We start from the raw sequence: 24,194 nt of genomic DNA, 5'->3' as shown, positions 1-24,194 counted from the left end.
GGCAGAGGGGTGAAAGGTGACCAGCACCTGACCTGACCTGAACTGCCGAGCCGGCGGCCGGGAAATGCACGTTGCGTTTTTCCGGCCGCCGGAAACGGTGATCTATTCGTTACTCAAGCTTGGCAACCTTTTATCAACCAGCGGTGTCGTCATTATGTTCCGCAGGTAATCCGGCCAACGTGGCCAGGTCGAGGTTCTCCAGGGTGTCGCGGAAGACGCGTCGGGGGCCTGGCTCGACCGGCACCTCACACGGCACCACCAGCACCGTGCACCCGGCCGCGGCCGCCGAGGCCGCGCCGGTGGGCGAATCCTCCACCACCACGCAGTCGGCGGGGGCGACCCCGAGGCGGGCGGCCGCGGTCAGGTACGGCTCCGGATGCGGTTTGGTCCGGCTGACCTCGTCACCGCACAGGGTGAAATCGAAGAACTCCCGGCCGATGCTGTCCAGGGCCACCTCGGTCAGCTCCCGCTGGGTGGAGGTCACCAGCGCGGTCGGCAACCCGCTCGCGCGCACCATCCGCAGCGCCGCCAGGGCGCCGGGCCGCCAGGGCAGGCCCAGGGTGAACAGCTCGGCGGTGCGCTTGGTCAGCCAGGCCGAGGCCGCGGCCAGCTCCGGCTCGACGTGGTCGAGGCCGAGTTCGGTGAACAGCATCGCGATGGTGCGCTCCTGGCTGGAGCCGACCATGGCCTGCCGGGTGGGCAGGGACAGCGCGCCACCGAGTTCGGCGGCCAGATCGTCCAGGGCGATGTCCCAGACCTTCTCCGAGTCGACCAGGGTGCCGTCCATGTCCCACAGCACGGCGGCCGGGAAACCCATGGTCCTGGCGGGTCGCGGCAGGGCTTCTAACAGCGGCGACACGTCATGATCAGACATGCCGACAGCCTACGGGCCCGCACCGGGGGTGCTGGGCCTTAGTCTTGCCCGGTGACAGATCCCGAAGAGCGCCCCGCAGCATCCGAGGACACCCAGGCTGACCCGCCGACCCTCGTCAACCCGGTGCTCATCGCGGCTTTCGAAGGGTGGAACGACGCAGGTGACGCGGCCAGCACCGCGATTGAGCACCTCCAGCTCACCTGGGACGCCACCCCACTGGCGGAGATCGACCCGGACGACTACTACGACTTCCAGGTGACCAGGCCCACTGTGCACATGGTGGACGGGGTCACCCGGCGGGTCGAGTGGCCCACCACCAGGCTGTCGGTGTGCCGCCCGCCCGGCGCGGACTTCGACGTGGTGCTCATGCACGGCATAGAGCCGAACATGCGCTGGCGGGCCTTCTGCGCCGAGCTGCTGCACCACGTGGAGAGCCTGGGCGTGACCACGGTGGTGACCCTGGGCGCGCTGCTGATGGACATCGCGCACACCCGTCCCGTGCAGGTCACCGGCACCGCCTACGACGCGGAGTCGGCGGCCACCTTCGGGCTGGAACGCTCCCGCTACGAAGGGGCCACCGGCATCGTCGGGGTCTTCCAGGACGCGTGCGTGCAGATGGGCGTGCCCGCGATCTCCTTCTGGGCCGCGGTGCCGCACTACGTCTCCCAGCCGCCCTCACCCAAGGCCACCCTGGCGCTGCTGCACCGGGTGGAGGAGGTCCTGGACCTGGAGGTGCCCCTGGGCGCACTGCCGGAACAGGCCGAGGAGTGGGAGCGCACGGTCTCGGAGATGGCCGAGGAGGACGAGGACGTGGCCAGCTACGTCCGGTCCCTTGAGGAGCGCGGCGACCCCGACGGCGACATGAACGACCGGCTCACCGAGCTGAGCGGGGACGCCATCGCGGCGGACTTCGAGCGGTACCTGCGCCGTCGCGGCGGCCGGGGCGGACGCGGTGATCAGCCGGGGCCGCACGGTCCGGGCGCGCGCTGAGCGGGTTACCCGGGCGCCTCGCGGTCGCCGGGCTGTACGCGGGCGGGTTCCTTGGCCCGTTCGGCGGCGGCGTGGTGGCCTCGATGCTGCCGGAGCTGGGCGAGGCGTTCCAGCTCTCCGCCGGGGCCGCCTCGGCCTCGCTCACGGTGTACATGATCCCTTTTGCCGGGTTCATGCTGTTCTCCGGCACCTGGGGTCAGCGCTGGGGCGCCCGCCGCACGGTGATCACCGCCTACCTGGTGTACGTGGCCGCCTCGCTGGGCTGCGGGCTGGCCCAGGACGAGTACCTGTTCCTGGCCGGGCGCGCGGTGCAGGGGGCGGCCAACGCCTTCGTCACTCCCCTGCTGCTGGGCGCGCTGGCCGCGATCACCCCGCCGACCCGGCTGGGCCGCACGCTGGGCTGGTTCGCCTCCATGCAGGCCGCCGGGCAGACCTCCGCGCCGCTGATCGGTGGGCTGGCGGCCGAGGTGAGCTGGCGTTATGCCTTCCTCGGCGTGGCCGTGGTGGCGGCCGGGCTGGCCGTGCTGGGCTTGCCGGGCGGCGAGTCCGGACCGCGGCGCTCGGCCAGTCTGCGCACCGCGTGGCGACCGGCGGTGCTGCGCGCCGGCCTGGTCGCCGGGATCGGCTGGGGCTGCCTGGGCGGGCTGTCCTACCTGGTGGCGCTGCGCCTCGACGATGACTTCCAGCTCTCCGCCGGCACCAGGGGACTGGTGCTGACCGGGTTCGGCCTGACCGGGATCCTCACCGCGCGGGCGGTCGGCCGGGCCATCGACCGCTTCGGCGCCCGCCGCTGCGTGCTGACCGGCACGGTGCTCGGCGGCGTGCTGCTGGCCGGGGTCGGCCTGGTGCCCTCGCTGCTCGCGGTCGGTCTGCTGTGGGCGGCGGCCGGACCGGCCATGCAACTGATCATGGTCGGGCTGAACGCGCTGGTCCTGGCCGGAAACGGCGACAACCGCGGCGGAGCCGTGTCCGTGGTGCAGTCCCTGCGCTTCGGCGGCGGCGCCCTGTCCCCCGTGGCCTTCGTCCCCGTCTACCACCTGGACCCCCTGGCCGCGTTCCTGCTGCCCGCGGCCCTGCTGCTGACCACCGCACCTGTGGTACTTCCGCGGATACCGCCTGGTCAGGGCACTGGAAAATAGCTCGCCACAGTCGTGGTGACGCACTAGCCTGCCCCTCGTGGCCGATCTTGGACGTGACCCATTCCCGCTGCGCGGCCGAGTCGCCCTGGTGACCGGCGTGAGCCGGGTCGCCGGCATCGGCTACGCCACCGCCCGCCGCCTGCACGCCTACGGCGCCGACCTGCTGCTGCACCACCACAGCCCGCACGACGCCGACCAGCCTTGGGGCGCGCAGCCCCTGGCCGAGGTCCTCGACGGGGTGCGCGCGGCCGGCCAGGGCCGGGTCGAGGAGATCAGCGGCGACCTGGTCGTCCCGGACGCGCCGGCCCGGATCGTGGACGCGGCCATCGAACGGTTCGGCCGCCTCGACATCCTGGTCTGCAACCATGCCCGCAGCGGCGGCGACGGCACCCTGCGCGAGATGACCGCGGCCAAGCTCGACGAGCACTACGCGGTGAACACCCGCTCCACCCTGCTGCTCACCCAGCGCTTCGCCCACCACTTCCAGGCAGGCCACGGTGGCCGGGTGGTGTTCCTGACCTCCGGCCAGCAACTCGGCCCGATGCGCGGCGAGGTGGCCTATGCTGCGGCCAAGGGCGCGCTGGCCGCGATCACCGCCACGGTCTCCGATGAACTGGCCGAGGCGGGCATCACGGTCAACGCGGTCAACCCGGGCCCGGTGGACACCGGCTGGGCCACTCCCGACCTGGCCGAGTTCGTCGCGAAGAGTTCCCCCGCCGGCCGCTGGGGCCACCCGGACGATCCGGCCCGGCTGATCGCCTGGCTGGCCACCGACGAGGCCGAGTGGATCACCGGCCAGGTGCTCAACAGCGAGGGCGGCTTCCGCCGCGGCTAACGCGGGTGAATGCCGTCCAGGGCGAGGGTCAGCAACCGGCTCGCGGTGGCCGCGCCGTCCGGCGCCTGCTCGGTGAGCAAGGAGATCGCGCTGACCAGCGTCAGCAGATCCCCGAGCCCCACCTCGTTCCGCACCGCCCCGGCCCGCTGCGCCCGCCGCAACAACTCACCCCCCGCTTCGCTGATCATCGCGTGCCACCCCACCCTGTCCCCCACCGCGGGCAACACCGAGGCCGCCAGTCCGCGGTTGGCCGTGGCCAGCGCCGCGAAGTCCTGCAACCAGCTCACCAGCGCCGCCCCCGGCTCCAGGGTCCCGGCCAGCACCTCGGCCCGAGCACACAACCCCTGGACCCGATCCCGGAACACCGCTTCCAGCAAGGCACGGCGAGCCGGGAAATGCCGGTGCAACGTCGCCGACCCAACCCCGGCCTGCCGGGCGATCTCCTCCAGAGACGCCTCGGCACCGTCCCGGGCGAAGGCCACCTCGGCCGCGGCGAGAATCCGGTCATAGTTGCGTTGCGCGTCCGCGCGCATCGGCCGCTCCGGCACAGAGGTCATCCTAACCATGATCAGAACCGATACCGGAGCAGCCTGCTGACCCGCCGCAACGGCCCGAACCGATCCGCGAACCGCGCCGCGAGCTGGTAGAGGTGCGGCAGCCGGTTAAGCCCCCGCAACCGCACCGCAGCCACCTCCTCAGCCAACCGAACCCCTGGCACCAGCCGCTCCAACTCCCGCGCGTCGTCCAGGCCCCACCGGAACCGCGCCCCCATCCGCCGGAGCAGCGGACTGAGGTTCCCGACCCGGGTGCTGAGCCGGTTCATCGCGTCGAAGTGGAGTTCGCCGCGCGGGAAACGGCCGGTGACCCGGCGCAGGAGGGGCAGTAGTTCGGCTTCGGTGAGGTACATGGTCAGGCCCTCGGCGACCATCAGGCCGGGGCGGCCGGTGGGGAGCTGGTCGAACCAGGCGGGGTCGGTGACGGAGGCGCCGACCAGGTGGTAGCCGGCTTGCGCGGCCGGCGGGAAGAGCCTGCGGCGCAGGTCGACGACATCAGGAAAGTCCACCTCAAACCAGTCCACAGTGGACGGTGGAGCCAGCCGCAGGTACCGGCTGTCCAAGCCACAGGCCAGGTGCAACACCACGGCATCCGGATACCGCCGCAGGAAGGTCCCCACCCACTCGTCGAACTGCCGGGCCCGCATCGCCACCGCCATCGCCGAGGCCCGGTCGACCCGCAACCCGCCGAAGTCGTAGTCGATCCGCGCCACCAGCCGCTCAGCCACCTCATCCCGCAGAATCGGCTCCGGCTCCCGGCTGTGCAACGCCCGCCCGTAGAGCGTCACGAGATTGGTCTCCCGCACCTCGCGATAGTCGATCTTCTCCCGGTCCACCCACCCGATGATCGTCGCGTTCGCACCGCCCCGCATCCCCGGCGCCCTCGGTTTCGGGATTTTTCGCGGATGGTGGGAACCTGGGGGGCGGGGCGGACAGGAGGGGGTGTGGGGATATCCATTCGGGCTCGGTTGCGTGCGGGTGATCCGGACGCCTTTGCGGAGTTGTTCGATGAGCATGCGGGGGTGGTGCATCGCCATGCGGCCCGGGTCACCGGGAATGCGTCGGTGGCTGAGGATGTGGTGTCGTTGACCTTTCTGGAGGCTTGGCGGGCCCGGGCCCGGCTGGATCCGGAGGGGGAGTCGGTACGGCCCTGGTTGTTCGGGATCGCGACCAATGTGCTGCGCAATGTGACCAGGGCGGCTCGGCGGCATCAGGTCGCGCTGGGGAAACTGCCGCCGCCGGAGGTGGTGCCGGACTTCTCCGAAGAGCTGGTCGGGCGGTTGCATGACGGGGAGTTGGTGGCTCGGGTGACCGCGGCGCTGAAGAAGTTGCGGCGGGCTGAGCGGGAGGTGTTCACCTTGTGCGTGTGGGCGGGGCTCGACTACGCCGAGACCGCCTCGGCACTGGGAATTCCGGTGGGGACGGTGCGGTCCCGGCTTTCCCGGGCGCGGACCCGGTTGCGGGCCTGGGTGGCGGAACCGGGGGGCCGGGGCGGACAGGTAGCCGGTGACCTGGGACTTTCACCTGTGGAGAGTGGACTGTGAGCCTTGATCAGGAGCGGGCCGAGTTGACCCGTCTGTTGCCACCGCCGGGGGATCCGGAACTGTCCGAGCAGCGGCATGCCGAGTTGCGGGCGGAGTTTCTGCGCCGGGTGCACTCCCCCGCGCCGCGGTTGCGGTGGGCGCGGGTGCGGTGGCCGGTGCTGGCGATTCCGTTCGTGGTGGCGGGTTTGGTGGCCGCGGTGGTGTTGGTGGCGCCGGCGATTCGGGACGCGCCGCCGGTGGGGTCGAACTCGCAGCTGGCGCGGCCGCCGGTGCGGAATGCGGCCGAGTTGCTGAGCAAGGCCATCGAGGCGGTGCGGGCCCGGCCGTTGGTGGTCCGGCCCGATCAGTACCTCTACGTGGACAGCTTCAATCAGTGGCGAGGGAGGCTGGTGGGCGAGGACGGGAACGTCCAGGAGCTTCCCGGACCGGAGTTCAACCGGCTGGAGAAGTGGTACCCGGGCGCCACGAGCGTCCGGGGCGCGTCTCGGGATGACGGTGGTGAACTGCGGGAAGGGCAGAGCTGGGACGAGTCGGACCGGAACATTCCCCCGGTCAGCACGCTGCCCACCGACCCGGACAAGCTACTCGCCCAGTTCTACGGGGAGGTCCAGCCGGATCAGCAGCCCAGGGACTGGCGGGTGTTCAAGCGGATTCACGAGTTGCTGATGATGGGGAACGTGCCGCCGGATGTGCTGGTCGGGCTGTACCAGGCGGCGGCCCGGATTCCCGGGGTGCACCTGGTGGGCGAGACGATGGACGTGAAGAGGCGGGCCGCGGTCGCGGTCGGGTTCGTTGTTGGCGACGTGCGGGTCGACTGGTTGTTCGACCGGACCACCTTCGAGTACCTCGGGCAGCACAGTGTGGCGCTCAAGGCTGACCAGTACCACCAGGAGGGGCAGAGCTTCGGGCCGGTGCTGATCATGCGGCGGGCTGTGGTGGATCGGCCGGGGCAGACGGCGTGATCACCTCATCGGGTCACGGGGCGGGCTGAGCCTGCTCGCAAATTTGCGTACAGGTATACGTGGGGTCATGTCCAGCCCGAAGCACGCCATCCTGCCTGGGCGCAGTGTCGGCGGTGAACTCCGCGCCCTGCGCAAACAGCGTGGGCTGACCTGCGTCCAGGTGGCCGCGGAACTGGGCTGGCAGGCCTCCAAGATCTCCCGGATGGAGACCGGCAAACAGGGCGTGACCCCGGCGGACGCGGCCTCCATGCTGGCCATCTACCGGGTGGTCGGGGTGGAGCGGCAGCGGTTGCTGACGCTGGCCGAACGCGATGGCGAGGACGCCTGGTGGGAGCTGAGCGGGCCGCTGTCGGAGGAGGTCAAGACGCTCATCCGGCTGGAGAACGAGGCGATCCGGATCGACAGTTGCCAGCCGCTGCTGGTGCCGGGGCTGTTGCAGACCGCCGACTACACCCGGGCGCTGATGAAGGCGGGCGGCCTGCCGGAGACCGAGGTCGAAGGGCGGGTGGCAGTGCGGATGGGGCGGCAGGCGGTGCTCAGCCGGGACGTGCCGCCGGAGTACCACGCGATCATGGACGAGATGGCGTTGCGGCGGGTGCTGGGCAATCCGCGGGTGATGGCCCGCCAGCTCCGCCAGCTGGTGGACACCGCCGAGCGACCCTCGGTGACCCTGCAGGTGCTGCCCTTCGACCTGGGTGGGCACGCGGGCCTGGACGGGCCGTTCACCCTGCTCGACTTCGCCGAGCAGGGGCCAGTGGCCTTCCTCGATCACAAGATCTCCGGGTTGTTCCTGGACAAACCGGAGGAGCTGGCCTTCTTCCAGCACGAGGTGGACAAGCTGATCGAGGTCGCGTTGAGCCCCGCCAGGTCGGTGGAGTTCATCGCCGGCCTGGCCAGGCAGTACGAACAGGCGTGAAGGAGCCGCACCGATGGACGAGCGCGCGCCGGCGGGTCTTACTCAGCTCGGTTCCCGCCACATGCCGAACAGCGGTGGCGCCGCCGGCGGCAGGTCGAGTTTCTCGGTGACGGTGAAGCCGAACCGCTCGTAGTAGCCGACGTTGTCCCGCACGCATTCCAGGTAGGCGGGCGCGCGCAGGCCGGTGAGGCGGGCGCGCAGCAGCGCGCCGCCCACGCCGGAGCGCTGCCGGTCCGGGTCGGCGGCCAGCAGGGACAGGTACCAGTGCGGCTCGGCTGGGCGGGCGGCGGCCAGGGCGTGATCGACCGCCTTGCCGCGGCGGAGGAACTCGCGGAAGTTGCCGGGGCCCATGGCGGTCAGGATGGCCGGGATCAGCAGGAGTTTGTGCCATCGGCCGCCGTGGGCCGGGCCGGGTGGGGCCCACACGCCGCCGCCGAGTAATCGGTCCTGTTCGTCGAGTGCGACCTGCACGCCGCCGCCGGGCAGGTACTGGCGGCGCAACGCCTCGGCGGTCAGGCCGCCGTGCACCCGCGGGCGGCTGGGCGGGTCGAGGTAGACCCAGGTGATGAACTCGTCCTGGGCGAAGGCGCGGACCAGCAGGCCGGTCAGGGCCGGGAGGTCGCCGGGTTCGGCGGGGCGGATGTGGATCTCGGTCACGGGGCGGCTCGTTCCGCCTGCCAGCGGGTGATCAGGTTGGGCAGTTGCTCACGCAGGTAGGCCAGGAACTCGCCGGTGACCGCCATCCGCCTGCCCGCGGGGGTGTCCGGGCCGAGCGCGGCGGTGCCCTCGGTGGCCGCGGCCAGCAGATCGTCCAGGGCCCGGTTCTTGCGGGAGAGGGTGTCGTACCAGAACTCCTCGCCGACCCGGAAGACATCGCGGCGCTGCCCCGGCTCCCGGTCCCGGATGACCAGGCGGGTCTCGGTCAGGAAGCGCACCGCCCCGGACACCGCGGCCGGGCTGATCTCCAGCCGCTGGGCGATCTCCGCCGCGGTGTGCGCGCCCTGTTCGGAGGCCATGATCAGGGCGAAGACCCTGGCCGCCATCCTGGGCATGCCGCCCTCGGTCATGAGCAGGGCGAAGCGCTCCACGAACCGCGCCACCGCCTCCTCATCGCGCGGCCGCTCGGCCTCGGCGAACTCCGCCGCGCTCACGGGTGCCGCCGCAGCAACAGCACCGGGATGCGGCGGCTGGTGCCCGCCTCGTACTCGGCGAAGGACTGGTTGCGCGCCACCGCCTTGGCGTACCAGCGGACCCGCTCGGGCTCCTCGGCGATCTCGGTCGCGGTGAAGGCGAAGGTCTCCGCGCCGATCTCGGCGGTGCCGACCGGGTTGGCCTTGAGATTGTGGTACCAGGCCGGGTGCTGGTCCGCGCCGCCGTTGGAGGCCACCACGCCGAGCTGGTCGCCCTCCTGGAAGTACAGCGTCGGGCTGGTGCGGGGCAGCCCCGATCTGGCCCCGGTGGTGGTGAGCAGGACGAGGTCGGCCCCGGCGAACATGCCGCCGACCTGGCCCGCGTTGGCCCGGAACTCCTCGATCAGCTTCCGGTTGAACTCGTTCATACCCAGGGTTTACCACGATCAACGAGACGGTGGCGGCGGTTGTCCACAGGCCAGGAACCTGTCCACAACTTCGCGGAACCAGTTGCAGAGAAATGTGTGCACAGATTCCTTTGCACAGGTATGGTCACTGGCATGACCGAGTCTCCCCGGGAGCTGACCGACCCAGCGGCGCTGAAGGCCTACGCGCATCCGCTGCGGCAGCGCATCCTGCGGGAGCTGCACCGCAACGGACCGGCCACCGCGACCACCCTGGCCACCGCGCTCGGGCAGAACACCGGGGCCACCAGCTACCACCTGCGCCAGCTCGCCCGGCACGACTTCGTCCGCGAGGACACCGAACTGGGCCACGGCAAGGAACGCTGGTGGCGGCCGGTCTCGAACGACATCCGCTTCCCGCGGTCGGCGGGTCAGTCGCCGGAGGTGCAGGCCGTGCTGGCCAAGCTCGCCGACGACGGACTGGCCGCGGACCTGGCCACCTACGCGCGCTTTGCCGAGCGTCGCGCGGAGTTCGGCGAGTGGGCCGACGCGGTGCCCTACTCGCGGGGCGCGGTCACGCTGACCCCGGCGGAGCTGACCCGGTTCTTCGCCGACTACCTCGACCTGCTCAACCGGTACCGGGCCGAGCACGATCCGGACGCCCCGAACTCCCGCCGGCTGCTGGTCAGGTGGGTCGCCTTCCCCGATCCGGGGGACGGCTGAGAAAGAAGTAAGGCCGGTGTCGCCGAGTTGCCGCTCGGCGACACCGGAACAACGGAAGCACGCGCCATTTCCCGTGTACGCAACCTCCGCAAGGAAAGGAGAGCACTCCGTGCTGCTCCGGATCAAGCTCGCCACGCTGCTGGCGACCGTCGCCACCCTCGCGTCCTGCCCACCCTTATACGCACAGCCTGTGCATGCCCAACCAGCGGCCAAGGCGGAGCAGACCAGTTTCACCAGGGACGGCCTGTCTTTCCCGGCCATCGTCACCTCCCCCGTCACCCCCGGCCGCCACCCGGCGGTGGTGCTGATCAGCGGTTCCGGGGCCACCGAGGCGGACAACATGCTGCCCGAGGCACAGGCCTTCGCCAGAGCCGGGATCGTCGCGCTGACCTACCGCAAGCGCACCGAGGGCTACTCGAAGGTGCACCGCGACTACACCCAGCTCGCCGATGACGCCCTGGCAGGGATGACGCAACTGTTGAAGAACCGCCCGGATGTGGATCCGGCCCGGATCGGCCTGCTCGGCTTCTCCGAGGGCGGCTGGGTGGCGCCCCTCGCGGCGACCCGCTCGGACGCGGTGAAGTTCCTGATCACCGTGGGCGCCAACGGATTGACCCCGGCCCGGCAGGAGACCTGGGCGGTGGCCAACCGGGTCCGCTGGCACGGCATCCAGGGCTCGATGGGGCGCATGCTGCACACCGCGATGCGCCAGGTCACCGAGGGCGGGGTGTTCCCGGAGCCGTTCTACGACCCGGTGCCCACCCTGGCCAAGGTGACCGTGCCGGTGCTCGCGGTCTGGGGCGGCCACGACGTGCTGACCCCGCCGGGAGAATCCCTGGAGGTCTACCGGGACACCTTCGCCCGCACCGGGCACCGCCACCACACGCTCAAGACCTACCCGGACGGTCAGCACCGGATCCTGGGCACCGACGACCGCGGCTTCACCAAACGCGCGGACTACCAGCCCGGCTACCTGAACCTGTTGGGCGAGTGGGTGAACACGGTCGCCTTCGGCCCGCCAGTGTCCACTGTGGACGCTCCGGCCAAGCAGGACGCGCGCGCCCTGCCGCGGGAGCCGCTCGGCTGGTGGGAGGCGGGCTGGTTGCAGCTGGCCGTGCTGGCGCTGCTGCTGATCGCCTTCCTGGGTTACGGGATCGGCGCGCTGCGGCGCACCCGCTCGGTCCGCCCGGCGCGCTGGCTGGCCGGACTCGGCTCGGCCGCGGTGCTCGGCGCGCTCGGCTATGTGGGATTCCTGTTCACCAGCAACGCTTTCCACGTGGGTGGTCCGATCATCCTGGGTCGTCCGCTGCCCTGGCTGGCCGTGCAGCTGCTGTGGGTGGCGACTGTGGTGGCCGGGGTGTGCACCGCACTGGCCTGGCGGCGGGAGAAGGCGACGGTGACCGCGCGGTTCCGGCTGCCGCTGCTGCTGGCCGGGACCGCGGTGCTGGTGCCGTTCGGCCTGTACTGGGGCCTGTTGCTGCCCTGATCCGCAACCGCTGAACGGCGCTACCGTGCCCCGGACACCTCATGTTAGGAACTGACTGTTCCTGCGGCAAGGTTGCCAATGGGTAACCATGCCGTGCCGTCCCCCACCACGGCAGGTGTCCATGCGGAGAACACTGTTACGTCCCTTGGTCGTCGGCGGCGTCGCGTTAGCGGCGACGCTGTCGGCGACCCCGGCCGCGCTGGCCGATTCCAGCCGCTGCACCGCGGACGCGGCGTGTGCGGGCAAGGCGAGTTTCAAGTCCCTCGGCGAGGTCTTCACCCTCACCGACCAGGTCGGCGACGGGCACTCCGCGGTGCTCCTGTACTGGCTGCCCGACGGCACCGGCCCGCACCTGGTGTGGAACCCCAACGGCAAGGGCACCAGCGTCACCGCGAATCTCGAACTGGGCGAGGGCAGCTGGGTGCACTACCGGGTCTGCCTCGGCGAACACGGCAGCAAGGACGTCCTGGAGAACACCTGCGGCGCCCCCATCACCGACCGAGCCTGACCGGAGGATCCCGATGTCGCTGAACCGTCGCCTGTTCCTGGTCACCGGCCTGGCCGCCACCGGAGCCCTGGCCGCTCCCGGAATCGGACTCTCCGACGCCCCCGCCCGCAGGCTCGCGCCGCTGGCCGACCCCTTCACCCTGGGTGTCGGCTCCGGCGAACCGCGGCCGGACGGCATGGTGCTGTGGACCCGCCTCGCGCAGAACCCCCTGGACCCCGACGGTGGCATGGGCGCCGCCGCGGTGGAGGTCGAATGGCAGCTGGCCACCGATGCCGCGATGACCGCGATCGTGGCCTCCGGCAAGGAAACCGCGATCGCCGCCGAGGGCCACAGCGTGCACGCCGAACCACGCGGCCTGCAGCCGGGCCGGGAGTACTTCTACCGCTTCAAGGCAGGCACCGCCCTCTCCCCCGTCGGCCGCACCCGCACCGCGCCCGCCGCGGGCACCGAACCGGCCAAGCTGACCTTCTCCTTCGCCTCCTGCGCGCACTTCGAGGAGGGCTGGTACCACGCCTACCGCTACCTGGCCGCCGACCGCCCCGACCTGGTGCTCTTCCTCGGCGACTACATGTACGAGAAGCCGTCCGGGCAGGCCACGAAGGTGCGTGGCTACACCGATTTCGACGAGACCGACACCCTCGGCGAGTACCGGATCCGCTACGCCCAGCACCGCCTGGACCCGATGCTGCGGGCCGCGCACGCCGCCGCGCCCTGGCTGGTCGTCTTCGACGATCACGAGCTGCGCAACAACTGGGCAGGTGGGCACACCGAACCGGCCGCGGCCCGCAGGCAGGCCTCGTTCCAGGCGTTCTGGGAGAACATGCCGTTGCCCAAGGCGATGAAACCGGCCAGCGGCAAGATCAACCTGTACCGGGGTGTGGCCTGGGGTTCGCTGGCCCGCTTCCACATGATGGACACCCGGCAGCACCGCTGGTTGCAGGCCCCGGCGGGCAGTTGCGCGGAGATCACCAAGGAGGCCCGCACGCTCACCGGCGCGGCCCAGGAGAAATGGCTCCTCGACCGGCTGGCGGTCAAGGACTCGCGCTGGGACATCCTGGGACAGCAGGTGTTCTTCGCCCAGCGCGACACCGACGGCGCGGCCGGGACCTGCGATGTCAGCACCGACGCCTGGGACGGCTACCGGCGCAACCGGGAACGCCTCACCCAGGGCTGGATCGACCGCGGCGTGCGCAACCCGGTGGTGCTCACCGGCGATGTGCACCGGGCCTGGGCGAACAACCTGCGGCTCAACTACTTCCAGCACTCCTCGCCGATCGTGGGCGCCGAACTGGTCACCACCTCCATCACCTCGCACAGCTCCACCACCGTGCCGGGCGGGCTGGCCAAGAACCCGCACCTCAACTACGTCGGGCACACCCGCGGCTACGTGCGGGCCACGCTGACCCCTGCCCAGCTCACCGCGGAGTTCATGCAGGTCTCCTCGGTGCTGGAGAAGGATCCGGCGAAGGTGACGCTGTCGGTGGCGCGCCGGTTCGCGGTGCTGGACGGCAAGCCGGGCGTGCAGCGGCTCTGAGGCGGTTACCGTGGGGACATGGCACAGCTCGGTGAACTGTTCCCCAGCCGCAAGCTCGGCAAGGTGACCTCGGACGAGGACGACAACGGCGAGAAGTTCGAACGCGGACCCCTGGACCTGGAGTCCGGTGTCGTGCGGTTCGGCCGCCCCGCACCCCGCAAGGCGGCCGAACCCACGGACAACCAGGAGAGTTAGGCCGGGCGCTGGCCGATGACCACGGTGGCGCCCGCCTCCTCGTCCTCGGCGATCTCCGGGACCAGGCCGTGCCGGGCGAAGGTGGCCGCGGTGTGCGGGGCCTGGCGGCTGCTGGTCTCCATCAGCAGGTGACCGCCGGGAGCCAGCCACTCCAGGGCGTCGGCGGCGACCCGGCGTTGCACGTCCAGGCCGTCCGGTCCGCCGTCCAGGGCCACCCACGGTTCGTGCAGCCGGGCCTCGGCAGGCAGCAGGCCGATCGCGTCGGTGGGCACGTACGGCGCGTTGGCGACCAGCACGTCGATGCGTCCGCGCAGGTCGGCGGGCAGTGGCTGGTACAGATCGCCCTCGTACACCGCGCCGAGCAGGTTGCGGCGGGCGCAGCGCACCGCGGCCGGGTCGATGTCGGCGGCGTGCGCCTCGACCTCGCCGAGTTCGGCCTCGATGGCCGCGGCGACCGCGCCGGAACCGCAGCACAGGTCCACCAGCACTGCCCCGGTCTTGGCCAGGGCCACGGCGCGGCTGACCAGGAACTCGGTGCGCCGGCGCGGCACGAACACACCGCGGTCCACCACGATGCGCAGCCCGTGGAACTCCGCCCAGCCCAGCACGTGCTCCAGGGGTTCACCGGCGATCCGGCGCAGCACCATGGCCTCGACCTCGGCCGGGCCGGTGGCGGTGTCGTGGATGAGCCGGGCTTCGTCCTCGGCGTAGACGCAACCCGCGGCACGCAGCCGGGCAATGGTGCTGAGGGTGGTTCGAGCAGAGAGGGTCGTCATGAACGCGCCTTTCGGGATGCCGATAGGGGCGCTCGGGATCGACGCGGTCAGGCGGACCGCGGGACCGGGTGGCGAGAGCACCCCGCTGCACAAGCGGTAATGGGTCCCACCTCCTCGGTCGATCCGGTGTTGAGGCGGCCAAGGCTACACCAGCGCCGCCCTACGGTCCCAGGTGGTCAGGCGCGGGCCGGGTCGGTGATCAGCAGCGGATTGCCGATGGCGAGTCCGGCGAGCACGGTGTCCGCGCCGTGCTCGCGGATCCGGGTTTGTTCGGCCGGAGTGAGGCCGACGGCCTGCAGGAACAGCACCTTGCCGTTGGGGGTGGCCAGTTCGCCCAGGTCGGGGTCCACGGTGAGGGCGTAGCCGGTCAGGCCGGTGGGCGGGGCGTCCGGCAGGGTGGGGTGACCGGTGGCGGGGCGGCGCAGGTCGAGGCGGTGGCCGGGTTCCAGGATGACCAGGCGGGTGTTCACGTGCCGGGCCAGGTGCTGCACGATCTCGAACGGCCAGCCAGGGGCGGTGGTTTCCGGGCCGCGGCGCACCCGCAGGGTCAGCTCGAAGCCCCAGCCGGAGAACTCCGGGTCCTCCTCGGGACCGGCCTGGTGCAGTTCGCTGAGGCCGTAGCCGATGTAGTGCCAGTGCCCGTCGGCCGGATAGGCCACGCAGCCGGCGAGTGCGCCACCGGGTTCGCCGCGGCCGGGCCGGTAGCCGACCCGGCGCGGCACCCGGTCCGGGTAGAGCCGGGCCAGGGCGGCCTCGATCGCGTCCTGGCCGGGCGCCGGGCGGTCGGTCATCGGCGCATCATGCCGGTTCAGCCGGTCCGGCGCAGGAAGCCGCGCACGGCCGCGGCGAATCCGGCCGGATCGTCGTCGTGGATCCAGTGCCCGCACCCGGGCAGCTCGACCAATTCCACCCCGGGCCGGACCATGTCGGCGGCCAGTGCGGCGGGCAGCATCGGGCTGTGTTGCCCGCGCAGCAACAGGATCGGGCAGCGCACGGCCAGCCAGTCCGGCCAGTGGTCGCCGAGTCCGCCGCGCTGGGTGGCGGCCAGATCGGCGTAGTCGAAGCACAACCGCCAGCCCTGGGCGGTCTCGATCGCGCTGGCCATGAAGTAGTCCACCACCGGCACCAGCCTGGCCACCGCCGCCCGCAACTCCGCCGCGGAGCCGGCCAGCAGCGGCCAGCCGGTGAGGTCCAGTTCGGGGTGTTCGACCTCGGGTGTCCGCATGACCGCGCCGAAGTCCTCGACGATGAGCGAGCTGACCAGGTCCGGGTGCCGGGCGGCGAGCTGGAAGGCGTTGAGCCCGCCCAGGGAGTGACCCAGCACCGGCAGCGGCCCCAGATCGAGGTGGCGCAGGAACTCCGCCGCGTCAGCCACGAACTCCGCCCGTCCGAAGTCGCCGCCGTGCGCGCTGTTCCCGTGTCCGCGCTGGTCCAGCGCGAGCACCCGGAACTCCTCGCCCAGCTCGGCCGCCAGTCGCGCGAACTGGCTGCCCCGCCCGAAACTCCCGTGCAGGGCCAGCACCGGCCGTCCCGGACCGCCGAAGTCGACGTGACCGAACCGCCGTCCCTGGAGGTCCACAGTGGACTCGATCATGCCGAGGCTCCGGGCAGCAGCGTGCACAGGCCGCGGATCACGTTGCGCCGGAAGGAGACGAACTCGTGCCCGCCCGGCGCCTCGACGTAGTCGACCCGGTTTCCCTTGGCCCGCAACACGGTCCGGAAGTGCCGGTTGGCCGCGCGCGGGTCGACGCCGGGGATCCACGGCACGTTCCCGGCTTCCAGGATCCCGCAGTCCAGCCAGAACCGGACCGGCACGGCGGGCGCGTCGGCGTACTGCCGGGTGAGCCATTCCGGTTCGCCGTCCTTGCCGCCGAGGGTGGCGGCGATCGGGTGGTCGGCGTAGCCCCACCAGAAGGAACCGGAGCTGGACAGCACGTTGCCGTAGACCTCGGGCCGTTCGAGGGCGGTGTAGGCCGCGGCCAGTCCGGTGAGGCTGTTGCCGGCCAGGACGGTGCGGGCCGGGTCGGTGGTGACGTCGAACTCGCGCAGCAGCGGCGGCAGTTCGTCGGCGAGCAGCATGGTCAGCGCCGGGTTGCAGGTGCTCTCCCGCAGCCGCGCGGTCGGCCGGTCCGCGACCTCCGGGGTGTGCACGAAGGCGACCACGGCCGGGGCGAGCGTGCCGTCGGCGATCCGGTTGTCCAGCGCGGTCGGCAGAGCGGCGACCCGGGTCCAGCACTCCCCGTCGAGCATGACCACCAGCGGGAACGGCCCCTCGCCGACCGCGGGCCGGTACACGGTGACCCGCCGCTCGTTGCCGAGTGCGGCCGAGGTCAGCCGCAGTTCGGTCAGGGTGCCCGCGGGCGCGCCTGCCGGGGTGAACCAGGGGGCGGGTTCGGTGCCGGGGAGTTCCAGGATCGAGTCCCACTGGTGCTCGGGCAGGTCCAGGCGGCCGGCGATGAGGCCGGTCTGCGGGTAGAGCCGCTTGGCGTTGAAGGGATCCGCCCGCCAGCAGTCGACCTGGCGGCGCAGCGCCTCGAAGGCGTCGCCGATCAGGTCACCGGCGGGCGGTTCGTCCACAATGTACTGATAGCTGCTGGTGACCTCGGCGGGCACGGTGGTGGACAGGTGCCAGATGTCGGTGCCCTCGACGCGGTGCATCGGGTGCGAGGGCGCGAGGTGGTCGGGGAAGAGCTGGCCGGCGCGGATCGAGACGCGTTCGGCGGGGCCCAGCCAGACGAAGGTGACGAGCACGGAGCCGGGGGCGCCGGGGGCGGCTTCGATCAGCGGGCCGCCTGCGGTGCGGAGGTGGGCGGCGAGGTCGTCGGGGGTGGCGGCGAGCGCGGCGAGCGTCGGGCTGGTGATCGTCACGGCGGTCTACCTTCGGGCACCGGCGGCCGTGGCGCAACCGGGTTCCGGGCTAGCTGAGTCCGGCCAGGAACTCCGCCGCACGCCGCATGCCCAGCAAGCTGCCGACCTGCCGGAACTGCTCCGCCGCCCGCTCCCCCAGTTCAACGGCCTTCGCGATGGCACCGAGGGCCGCGTGCACCTCGGCGCACTCCAGCACCGCCCGCGTGGCGAATACCCTGGGGTCCGACCGGCCGGACTGGTGCTGGGCAGGCTCGATGATCGGCAATGCCTCCCGCGCCCGGCCCATCGCGCGCAGCGTCTCCGACAACCGGATCCGAGTCTCGCCGAGGATGCCTCCGGTGTCGCGGTCGAGTTCGGCGAAAGCCTCCTGGTGACAGCCCAGGGCTTCGGCGAGGCGACCGGCTCGGCGGTGCAACACGCCGAAGACGTTGAGTGCCCCTGCCCGCAACCGATGGTCGTGGGCGTCAGCGATCCGGTCGTATACCTCGTGTGCGATGGCGTGGGCCTCAGCGTCTTGTCCGACTTCGGCCAGGACTTCGGCGAGCCAGATCTTCATCGACATGGCGCTGTGCCAGAACTCGCCCTGATCGGTGATCTCGACGGCCTCACGGAGTCTGGCGATGGCGGGTTCGAACCGACCACTTTCCCAGTGCCCGGTGGCCAGACAGGCCAGGAAACCGGACCGGTCGCCCACGTTGGACTCCAGGGTCAGGCCCAGTTCGGCCTGGCGGATGAGTTCATCGATCTCACCTACCGCCCACAGCCCGTTGACCAGGGTGTAGATCGCCCGGACCTGCGCGTCGACATCCCCGGCCGCGGCGCAGCGCCTGCCGAGTTCGCCTGCTTGAGCGAGCAACTCGGGCGACCAGCCGTGCCGGAACCCGGCGATCAGCAGTCGACTGGACTCGACGGTGCGTTGCGCGGGCTGTCCCTCGGTCAGCTCGTAGGCGCGGTCGATCAGGTCGGCGGCGAGGTCGTTGGAACCGAGGGTGATCAGGTGTTCGCCCAGGTTGAGCGCCAGTTGGGCCTCGGCGTCCGGATCGCCGTCCTTGGCCGCGGCCTGGTGCCCGGCGGCACAGACCGCGGTCAGCTCACTGGAGAGGCCATGGCGCAGCAGATCCGGCACCATCGCGGCGGCCAGCTGGTGGCAGGCGCGGTAGGGGCCTTGCTGAGTGGCGTGCTCCACGGTGGCCAGCAGGACCGCGCGTTCGGCGACCAGCCACTGCGGGGAGGCAGCTGTCGCCGCACTGGCGTAGTGATCGACGAGCCCGTCCAGCGCTTCCGGGCCGTCCACGTCCGCCGCACCGAGTTCCGCGGCGTAGAGGCGCAGCAGGTCGTGGCTGGTGTGCCGGTCGTGTTCGGCGGTGAGCAGACCCGCGGTGGTCAACTCGGCCAGCAGCGGGCCGGCGTCAGCGCCGCAGAGCGCGGTGGCGGCCGGAGTGGTGATGTCCGGACCCGGGATGAGGCCGAAGAGGCGGAACAGGCGGCGGGCGGCTGGGCTGAGGCGTTGGTAGGACTGGGCGAAGACGCCGCGGACGGCGGCGTCGGGGTCGCCGGTGATGGACAGCGCGGAGAGCCGGTTGCCCGCACGCAGCCGGGTGACGTGGGTGGCCAGGTCGGCTTCGTCCAGGGCGTTGGCGGCGGCGATGCGCAGGGCCAGCGGCAGGCGGCCGCACAGGTCCAGGAGGTCGCGGGCGGCGTCGGGTTCGGCGCTGACCGCCTCGCCGAGCAGGCTGGTGAGCAGGTCCAGGGATTCCTCGGTGGTGAGGATGCCGACCGGGCAGGCGTGCGCGCGGGGCAGGGCGAGTTCGGCGCGACTGGTGGCCAGCACGGCACAGTCACCCAGGTCGGGCAGCAGGTCCGGGTCGGCGAGGTTGTCCAGCAGGACCAGCAGTCGCCTGCCCGCGGTGACCTCGTGCAGCAGGGCGGCCAGCGCGGGGGCGTCGGCAGGGAGTTCGGCCGGGGGCAGGCCGAGGGCGCGCAGCAGGCGGGCCAGCACCTGGGCCGGGTCGGTGATGGCGCCGGTGGTGTAGCCGCGCAGGTTGACGTGCAGCAGGCCGTCGGGGAACCGGGCGCGCAGGCGGTGGGCCAGGTGCACGGCCAGTGCGGTCTTGCCGACGCCGGGCGGGCCGGAGAGCAGCACGGTGGCGCCGGGGCGCAGCGCGCTGTCCAGGTCGGCGAGCAGGCCGGTGCGGCCGATGAACGCGCCAATATCGCCGGGCAGCTGGTTGACCGGCCGCCAGGCAGGGGCGGGGGTGGCCTCGCCGGTGAGGATGGCCTGGTGAGCGGCGCGCAGGGCCGGACCGGGTTCGGCGCCCAGTTCGGCGGTCAGCAGGGCGCGGGCGCGCTGGTAAGCGGTGAGTGCCTCGCCCTGGCGGTCGCCTTGGCGCAGGGCGAGCATGAGCAGCCGCCAGAAACCCTCGTGCAGTGGGTGCCGGGCGGTGAGCACCTGGAGTTCGGCCACCAGGTCGGCGTGCTGCCCGGCGGCCAGGTCCAGTTCGATCCGGCGTTCCAGGGCCCGCAGGCGATCGGCTTCCAGGCGGGGGGCTTCGAGTTCGTGCAGGCCGTCGGCCGGAATGCCCTGCAACGCGGGTCCGCGCCACAGTTCCAGGGCCTCGTGCAGCCGCTGCCGCTCCCCCGGCCCCTCGGTCAGCAGCGCCCGGAACCGGTGCACATCCAGGGTTTCCGGCGGCACCGCGAGCCGGTATCCGGTGGGCTCGGTGTGCAGCAGATCCGCGCCGAGCTGCCTGCGCAGCCGGGACACGTAGGTCTGCACGGTCGCCTTGGCCCGCGCACCGGCGCCCTCGGGCCAGAGTTCGCGGACCAGGTCGCCGACCGGGACCGTGCGGCCCGCCCGCAGCAGCAGGCAGGCCAGCACGATCCGGTGCTTGCTGGCGTTGATCTCGACCGGCCGCCCGTCGATGATCACCTCAAGCGGGCCGAGCAGGCGGAAGTCGAGAGCGGGCACGAAGGCTAGAGTGCCACGCCCAGCAGCGCGTCGACCGCCGCCCGCACCAGCGCGGGCGCGCCAGGGTCGCCGCCGGCCCGCTGTTCCAGGGCTTGCGCCGCCCAGGCGTCCACGGCGGCGAGCGCGCGCGGGGTGTCCAGGTCGTCGGCGAGGTGGTCGCGCAGCCGGTCCACCAGGGCCTGGCCGTCGGGCCCGGCGGCCAGGGCGACCGCGGCCCGCCAGGTGTCCAGGCGTCGCTGGGCGGTCTGCAACAGCGTGTCGCTCCACGGCCGGTCGGCGCGGTAGTGGTCGGCGAGCAGGCCAAGGCGCACGGCCATCGAGTCGACCTTGTCCGCGCGCAGCCGGGAGACGAAGACCAGGTTGCCGCGGGACTTGGACATCTTCTCCCCGTCCAGCCCGATCATCCCGGCGTGGCTGTAGTGCCGGGCGAAGGGCTGGAACCCGGTGAGCGCCTCGGCGTGCGCGGCGCTGTACTCGTGGTGCGGGAAGATCAGGTCGGACCCGCCGCCCTGCACGTCCGGGCCCGCGCCGAGCCGGTTGAGCGCGATCACCGAACACTCGATGTGCCAGCCGGGACGGCCACGGCCGAACTCGGAGTCCCAGGCGGGCTCGCCCGGTCGGTCCAGCCGCCACAGCAACGCGTCCAGGGGGTGCCGCTTGCCAGGGCGGTCGGGGTCGCCGCCGCGTTCGGCGAAGTAGCCGAGCATGGTCGGCTCGTCGTAGTTGGACTCGTAGCCGAAGCGGCCGGTGGCGTTGTGGTCGAAGTAGATGTCGGCGTACTCGTCGTCATCGACCCGGTAGGCCGCGCCGGCGGCGAGCAGTTTGCCGATGGCCTCGGTGATCTCCGGGATGGCCTCCACCGCGCCGACGTAGTGCCGCGGCGGCAGCACCCGCAGCGCCTCCATGTCCTCCCGGAACAACGCGGTCTCCCGCATCCCGAGCACCACCCAGTCGTCCTGGTCCCGGATGGCGCGTTCCAGCAGCGGGTCGTCGATGTCGGTGACGTTCTGCACGTAGTGCACGTCGTGCCCGTTGTCCAGCCACAGCCGGTGCACCAAGTCGAAGGCCAGGTAGGTGGCGGCGTGGCCGAGGTGGGTGGCGTCGTAGGGGGTGATGCCGCAGACGTAGAGCCGGGCGGTGTCGCCCGGGGTCGTCGGCCGGACCTCCGCGGTGGCGGTGTCGTAGAGCCGCAGCGGGCGGGGGGAACCGGGGAGCCGGGGTACCGGAATTGACGACCAGGTCTGCATTCCTCAGACGATAATCAACAGTTCCGCATGAGTCACAGCCCACCGCGCTTCCGCGTGATCCTCCCAACATCAGGGAATTAGCAGTTACATTGGCGCGCTCCGCGCGCTGGATTTTTCGCTCTTGAGTCGCCTCGTCGTGTACCCGCCGCACGCGAAGCAAGCTTCGGATGCGTCGGGCACACGACAAGGCAACGCGAAAAATCGGCACCCCGCCGCCGGTTAACAGCCCGCCGTGTCGCTGCGCGCCACGCCTTTTCGCGAGCCGTTCCTAGCGACGTACGGCAGCCACTGGTAGAGAGCGGCCCAGCAGCGGCAGCGCGGCGGTGGCCAGGGCGAGGACCCCGGCGAGCACCAGCCACGGAATCGCCGGGCCGAACGCGGTCAGGCCGATCACCGCGGGCGCGACCACGTTGGACACGCCGAAGGAGTACTGGAAAGTGGCCACGTACCGGCCGCGCGCGCCGGGCGGGGCGCCGGCCTCGGCCAGGGCGGTGGAGGTGGGCGCGTGCACCAGGTTGCCCACGCAGAACACCAGGGTGATCACCAGCAGGTAGGCCAGGTTCCACGGCGCGGGCACCAGCAGCGCGGCCGCGGTGGCCAGCGCCCACACGATCCACAGCACCCCGGCGCCGAACAGGGCGGTGGTGCGCGGGATGTCGCGCAGCCAGTGCACCACGGCGACCTGGAAGAGCAGCCGGAACACGGTGCTGACGATGATCACCGCGCCGATCGTCCAGGCCGGGGCGCCCAGCACCAGGCGCAGGTAGACCGGGACGCCGAGCACGAACAGGTCGACGGCGAGCGCGAAGGCGAAGTTGACCAGGATCAGGCTCAGGTAGGGCCGGTCGCGCAGCAGCTGCCGGAAGCCGCCGTCGCCGGGTTCGCTGGGCACGTGCGCGACCGGCCGGACATAGCGCAACAGGATGGCCGCGCACGCCAGGAAACTGATCGCGTTGCCCGCCGCGACCACCCGATATGCCCAGTCGCCCTGCCCGATCAGCAACCCGGCCACCCCCGCGCCCACCCCGAAGCACACCGACATGATGACCCCGGCCAGCGCGAACGGCCGGTCCTTGGCGATCTCGGTGGACAGGTCGGCGATGAGCACGAACACCGAGCAGTAGAAGCCGCGCTGCCCGGTCGCCAGCAGCGCCGCGGCCAGGAACGCCTCCGGCACACTTGTCGCGACCAGGTACAACACCGCCCCTGCGGCCTGCACGAGTTGCGCGGTGACCAGCACGGTCCGCGGTCCCCACCGGTCGACCAGGTGCCCGGCCAGCGGGGGCACCAGCAGGCCGACCGCGGTGGCGGCGGCGCCGATGATCCCGGCGGTCGGCAGGTCCAGGCCGATGACGAAGGTCAGGTACAGCACCGTGATCGGCAGGAACACCCCGGTGCCGAAGGAATCCACCCCGAGCGCGACCAGCAGCGCTTTTCTCCCCATGTTGCCCAGACAACCAGATCGGTCAGGGCGTGCCGGGCGTCGGCCCCGCGGGATGTCCGTACAGGCCGGGCCCGTCCACCCGCAGCCCGGACAGGAACTCGGTGCACTCGGCGTAGGAGCTGGCGATCAGCTCGCTGGTGAACCGGAAGTCCAGTGGGGTGACCGGGCGGGCGGGGGCGCCGGGCAGGTAGACGATCGGTGTGGACTCCGCGCACCGGGTCGCCTCCAGCACGGCCTGGTTGCGGGTGGCCAGGGTGGCCCAGAACAGCAGGGTCTCCGGCAGTGAGCCGGGCACGCCGGGCAGGTGGCCGGGGAAGGCGCAGTCGAGCACGATCAACGATTTCGCGCCCATGCTCAGCGCTTGCCGCACGGGCACGTTGGCCAGCACTCCCCCGTCGTAGAGCACCTGCTCGCCAATGCGCACCGGCGGGTAGATGCCGGGAATGGCGGCACTGGCCAGGATCGCCGGGACCAGGTCACCCTCGTGCAGCAGGACCGGCAACGCGGTGACCGCGTCCACCGCGACCGCACCGAAGGGCAGTGCCAGGTCGCTGAACCGGGTCGCCCCGTCCAGTCCTTCGGCGAGCACCTCGGCCAGGCCGGTGTTGCGGAAGAGGTGATTGCGCCCGGCCCGCAGTGTGCGCAGTTGCTTGAGCGGGCCGCCGGGGAAGACCCGGGAGCGGGTCATCTTCGCCCACATCCGGGTGAGTCGTCCCGCCGCGTGCTCCGGGTCCAGGGCCAGCAGCGAGCCGTTGACCGAACCGACCGAGGTGCCGATCACCAGATCGGGGCGGATGCCGTGTTCGGCCAGCGCGCGCAGCATGCCGACCTGGATGGCGCCCAGGCTTCCGCCGCCGCCGAGGACAAAACCGACCGGGGTCGGCAGGCCGTGATCCAGCACGGCGAGCATCGTCTCATGTGGACTGGACGAAATAGGGTTGCGGCGCGATCCGGGCGGTCCTAACGTAGAACGCGTCCCATTGCCGTCCCAGGGAGTACAGGTTGACCGGCTGAGGTTACGAGTCACCGCGACGTTGAGGCATGTCCGCCTCCGCCCGTGCTCGGACCTGGCCGCTCCCTTCTTGGACGCGTTGCCT

Annotated in this window: 25 protein-coding genes; 11 read left to right on the top strand and 14 right to left on the bottom strand. The window is 71.7% G+C overall.

Translation table 11 applies throughout. The features are described 5' to 3' along the window. Positions 1 to 133: 133 nt before the first annotated feature. On the bottom strand, positions 134 to 817 hold the full coding sequence (locus MZC64_RS12780) for an HAD family phosphatase (protein ID WP_247757441.1): 684 nt from the start codon (positions 815 to 817) through the stop codon (positions 134 to 136). 108 nt (positions 818 to 925) lie between these two features. Here MZC64_RS12780 and MZC64_RS12775 point away from each other — a divergent pair, with 108 nt between their 5' ends. Genes MZC64_RS12775 through MZC64_RS12765 form a run of 3 tightly spaced genes read left to right on the top strand, consistent with a single transcriptional unit; the run spans position 926 to position 3,838 of the window. Next, positions 926 to 1,864 (top strand): PAC2 family protein, encoded by a 939-nt coding sequence (locus MZC64_RS12775; RefSeq protein ID WP_185004950.1) that lies wholly within the window; start codon positions 926 to 928, stop codon positions 1,862 to 1,864. After that, positions 1,861 to 3,003: an MFS transporter gene (locus MZC64_RS12770; protein ID WP_308301010.1), complete on the top strand. Its 1,143-nt coding sequence runs from the start codon at positions 1,861 to 1,863 to the stop codon at positions 3,001 to 3,003. The genes MZC64_RS12775 and MZC64_RS12770 overlap by 4 nt, the downstream gene beginning before the upstream one ends. A 37-nt stretch (positions 3,004 to 3,040) precedes the next feature. Further along, entirely contained in the window at positions 3,041 to 3,838 is a 798-nt protein-coding gene (locus MZC64_RS12765; RefSeq protein ID WP_247757024.1) for an SDR family oxidoreductase, read from the top strand. Here the strand turns inward: MZC64_RS12765 and MZC64_RS12760 are convergent. Continuing rightward, positions 3,835 to 4,395 (bottom strand): TetR/AcrR family transcriptional regulator, encoded by a 561-nt coding sequence (locus MZC64_RS12760; protein ID WP_247757025.1) that lies wholly within the window; start codon positions 4,393 to 4,395, stop codon positions 3,835 to 3,837. The genes MZC64_RS12765 and MZC64_RS12760 overlap by 4 nt on opposite strands. Before the next feature lie 11 nt (positions 4,396 to 4,406). Then, on the bottom strand, positions 4,407 to 5,228 hold the full coding sequence (locus MZC64_RS12755) for a class I SAM-dependent methyltransferase (RefSeq protein WP_247797698.1): 822 nt from the start codon (positions 5,226 to 5,228) through the stop codon (positions 4,407 to 4,409). 69 nt (positions 5,229 to 5,297) lie between these two features. Here MZC64_RS12755 and MZC64_RS12750 point away from each other — a divergent pair, with 69 nt between their 5' ends. The 3 genes from MZC64_RS12750 (at position 5,298) to MZC64_RS12740 (ending at position 7,814) form a co-directional block, all read left to right on the top strand. Continuing rightward, a complete protein-coding gene (locus MZC64_RS12750) occupies positions 5,298 to 5,936 on the top strand; it encodes an RNA polymerase sigma factor (RefSeq protein WP_247757027.1) in 639 nt (212 codons plus the stop codon). Next, positions 5,933 to 6,898 carry a CU044_5270 family protein gene (locus tag MZC64_RS12745; RefSeq protein ID WP_247757028.1) on the top strand — a complete coding sequence of 322 codons (966 nt, stop codon included), beginning with the start codon at positions 5,933 to 5,935 and terminating at the stop codon, positions 6,896 to 6,898. Before MZC64_RS12750 ends, MZC64_RS12745 begins: the two co-directional genes overlap by 4 nt. Positions 6,899 to 6,965: 67 nt before the next feature. Beyond that, positions 6,966 to 7,814, top strand: a complete 849-nt coding sequence (locus MZC64_RS12740; protein WP_247757029.1) for a helix-turn-helix transcriptional regulator — start codon at positions 6,966 to 6,968, stop codon at positions 7,812 to 7,814. A gap of 42 nt (positions 7,815 to 7,856) precedes the next feature. Here the strand turns inward: MZC64_RS12740 and MZC64_RS12735 are convergent, their stop codons facing one another. The 3 genes from MZC64_RS12735 to MZC64_RS12725 are packed head-to-tail and all read right to left on the bottom strand — an operon-like array spanning position 7,857 to position 9,372. Next, positions 7,857 to 8,471: a GNAT family N-acetyltransferase gene (locus MZC64_RS12735; protein WP_247757031.1), complete on the bottom strand. Its 615-nt coding sequence runs from the start codon at positions 8,469 to 8,471 to the stop codon at positions 7,857 to 7,859. Beyond that, positions 8,468 to 8,965, bottom strand: coding sequence for a MarR family transcriptional regulator (locus tag MZC64_RS12730; RefSeq protein WP_247757032.1), 498 nt, complete (start codon positions 8,963 to 8,965; stop codon positions 8,468 to 8,470). The genes MZC64_RS12735 and MZC64_RS12730 overlap by 4 nt, the downstream gene beginning before the upstream one ends. Then, positions 8,962 to 9,372 carry a nitroreductase family deazaflavin-dependent oxidoreductase gene (locus MZC64_RS12725; RefSeq protein WP_247757033.1) on the bottom strand — a complete coding sequence of 137 codons (411 nt, stop codon included), beginning with the start codon at positions 9,370 to 9,372 and terminating at the stop codon, positions 8,962 to 8,964. Before MZC64_RS12725 ends, MZC64_RS12730 begins: the two co-directional genes overlap by 4 nt. A gap of 132 nt (positions 9,373 to 9,504) precedes the next feature. Between MZC64_RS12725 and MZC64_RS12720 the strand changes: the two genes are divergently transcribed. The 5 genes from MZC64_RS12720 to MZC64_RS12700 all read left to right on the top strand — a co-directional run bounded on the left by MZC64_RS12720 (position 9,505) and on the right by MZC64_RS12700 (position 13,794). Then, the gene (locus MZC64_RS12720; RefSeq protein WP_247757035.1) at positions 9,505 to 10,071 is read left to right on the top strand and encodes a helix-turn-helix domain-containing protein; all 567 of its coding nucleotides are present in this window, start codon (positions 9,505 to 9,507) and stop codon (positions 10,069 to 10,071) included. Between the two features lie 109 nt (positions 10,072 to 10,180). Next, positions 10,181 to 11,557, top strand: a complete 1,377-nt coding sequence (locus tag MZC64_RS12715) for a dienelactone hydrolase family protein (protein ID WP_247757037.1) — start codon at positions 10,181 to 10,183, stop codon at positions 11,555 to 11,557. Between the two features lie 121 nt (positions 11,558 to 11,678). Continuing rightward, positions 11,679 to 12,065 carry a hypothetical protein gene (locus MZC64_RS12710; protein WP_247757039.1) on the top strand — a complete coding sequence of 129 codons (387 nt, stop codon included), beginning with the start codon at positions 11,679 to 11,681 and terminating at the stop codon, positions 12,063 to 12,065. Positions 12,066 to 12,078: 13 nt separating this feature from the next. Next, on the top strand, positions 12,079 to 13,599 hold the full coding sequence (locus tag MZC64_RS12705) for an alkaline phosphatase (RefSeq protein WP_247757040.1): 1,521 nt from the start codon (positions 12,079 to 12,081) through the stop codon (positions 13,597 to 13,599). A gap of 18 nt (positions 13,600 to 13,617) precedes the next feature. Further along, positions 13,618 to 13,794: a hypothetical protein gene (locus tag MZC64_RS12700; RefSeq protein WP_247757041.1), complete on the top strand. Its 177-nt coding sequence runs from the start codon at positions 13,618 to 13,620 to the stop codon at positions 13,792 to 13,794. On the opposite strand, the gene MZC64_RS12695 is transcribed toward MZC64_RS12700, so the two are convergent. From MZC64_RS12695 to MZC64_RS12660, 8 genes are all read right to left on the bottom strand, one after another. Continuing rightward, entirely contained in the window at positions 13,791 to 14,570 is a 780-nt protein-coding gene (locus MZC64_RS12695; protein ID WP_247757042.1) for a putative protein N(5)-glutamine methyltransferase, read from the bottom strand. The genes MZC64_RS12700 and MZC64_RS12695 overlap by 4 nt on opposite strands. 176 nt (positions 14,571 to 14,746) lie before the next feature. Continuing rightward, positions 14,747 to 15,361, bottom strand: coding sequence for a suppressor of fused domain protein (locus tag MZC64_RS12690; RefSeq protein WP_247757043.1), 615 nt, complete (start codon positions 15,359 to 15,361; stop codon positions 14,747 to 14,749). Between the two features lie 17 nt (positions 15,362 to 15,378). Then, positions 15,379 to 16,164 (bottom strand): alpha/beta fold hydrolase, encoded by a 786-nt coding sequence (locus tag MZC64_RS12685; protein ID WP_247757044.1) that lies wholly within the window; start codon positions 16,162 to 16,164, stop codon positions 15,379 to 15,381. Further along, positions 16,161 to 17,438, bottom strand: a complete 1,278-nt coding sequence (locus tag MZC64_RS12680) for an alpha/beta hydrolase-fold protein (RefSeq protein ID WP_247757045.1) — start codon at positions 17,436 to 17,438, stop codon at positions 16,161 to 16,163. Before MZC64_RS12680 ends, MZC64_RS12685 begins: the two co-directional genes overlap by 4 nt. A gap of 49 nt (positions 17,439 to 17,487) precedes the next feature. Next, positions 17,488 to 20,406: a BTAD domain-containing putative transcriptional regulator gene (locus tag MZC64_RS12675; protein WP_247757046.1), complete on the bottom strand. Its 2,919-nt coding sequence runs from the start codon at positions 20,404 to 20,406 to the stop codon at positions 17,488 to 17,490. 5 nt (positions 20,407 to 20,411) lie between these two features. After that, on the bottom strand, positions 20,412 to 21,653 hold the full coding sequence (mshC, locus tag MZC64_RS12670) for a cysteine--1-D-myo-inosityl 2-amino-2-deoxy-alpha-D-glucopyranoside ligase (RefSeq protein WP_247757047.1): 1,242 nt from the start codon (positions 21,651 to 21,653) through the stop codon (positions 20,412 to 20,414). A 268-nt stretch (positions 21,654 to 21,921) separates the two neighbouring features. Beyond that, entirely contained in the window at positions 21,922 to 23,097 is a 1,176-nt protein-coding gene (locus MZC64_RS12665; protein WP_247757048.1) for an MFS transporter, read from the bottom strand. A gap of 22 nt (positions 23,098 to 23,119) precedes the next feature. After that, entirely contained in the window at positions 23,120 to 24,007 is an 888-nt protein-coding gene (locus tag MZC64_RS12660; RefSeq protein ID WP_247757049.1) for a patatin-like phospholipase family protein, read from the bottom strand. Positions 24,008 to 24,194: the final 187 nt, after the last annotated feature.

This window comes from Crossiella sp. S99.2, from assembly GCF_023094165.1.
Classification (GTDB): domain Bacteria; phylum Actinomycetota; class Actinomycetes; order Mycobacteriales; family Pseudonocardiaceae; genus Crossiella.
Note: the sequence above shows the minus strand (reverse complement) of the source record. Positions and strands in the feature narration are given on the sequence as shown.

What these genes read in the sequence shown, in the direction of transcription:
- MZC64_RS12690 (WP_247757043.1), bottom strand. Translation starts at nt 15,361, where the DNA reads ATGACCGACCGCCCGGCGCCCGGCCAGGACGCGATCGAGGCCGCCCTG.
- MZC64_RS12710 (WP_247757039.1), top strand. Translation starts at nt 11,679, where the DNA reads ATGCGGAGAACACTGTTACGTCCCTTGGTCGTCGGCGGCGTCGCGTTA.
- MZC64_RS12695 (WP_247757042.1), bottom strand. Translation starts at nt 14,570, where the DNA reads ATGACGACCCTCTCTGCTCGAACCACCCTCAGCACCATTGCCCGGCTG.
- MZC64_RS12750 (WP_247757027.1), top strand. Translation starts at nt 5,298, where the DNA reads ATGGTGGGAACCTGGGGGGCGGGGCGGACAGGAGGGGGTGTGGGGATA.
- MZC64_RS12685 (WP_247757044.1), bottom strand. Translation starts at nt 16,164, where the DNA reads ATGATCGAGTCCACTGTGGACCTCCAGGGACGGCGGTTCGGTCACGTC.
- MZC64_RS12660 (WP_247757049.1), bottom strand. Translation starts at nt 24,007, where the DNA reads ATGCTCGCCGTGCTGGATCACGGCCTGCCGACCCCGGTCGGTTTTGTC.
- MZC64_RS12740 (WP_247757029.1), top strand. Translation starts at nt 6,966, where the DNA reads ATGTCCAGCCCGAAGCACGCCATCCTGCCTGGGCGCAGTGTCGGCGGT.
- MZC64_RS12780 (WP_247757441.1), bottom strand. Translation starts at nt 817, where the DNA reads ATGGGTTTCCCGGCCGCCGTGCTGTGGGACATGGACGGCACCCTGGTC.
- MZC64_RS12700 (WP_247757041.1), top strand. Translation starts at nt 13,618, where the DNA reads ATGGCACAGCTCGGTGAACTGTTCCCCAGCCGCAAGCTCGGCAAGGTG.
- MZC64_RS12705 (WP_247757040.1), top strand. Translation starts at nt 12,079, where the DNA reads ATGTCGCTGAACCGTCGCCTGTTCCTGGTCACCGGCCTGGCCGCCACC.
- MZC64_RS12665 (WP_247757048.1), bottom strand. Translation starts at nt 23,097, where the DNA reads ATGGGGAGAAAAGCGCTGCTGGTCGCGCTCGGGGTGGATTCCTTCGGC.
- MZC64_RS12760 (WP_247757025.1), bottom strand. Translation starts at nt 4,395, where the DNA reads ATGACCTCTGTGCCGGAGCGGCCGATGCGCGCGGACGCGCAACGCAAC.
- MZC64_RS12725 (WP_247757033.1), bottom strand. Translation starts at nt 9,372, where the DNA reads ATGAACGAGTTCAACCGGAAGCTGATCGAGGAGTTCCGGGCCAACGCG.
- mshC (WP_247757047.1), bottom strand. Translation starts at nt 21,653, where the DNA reads ATGCAGACCTGGTCGTCAATTCCGGTACCCCGGCTCCCCGGTTCCCCC.
- MZC64_RS12720 (WP_247757035.1), top strand. Translation starts at nt 9,505, where the DNA reads ATGACCGAGTCTCCCCGGGAGCTGACCGACCCAGCGGCGCTGAAGGCC.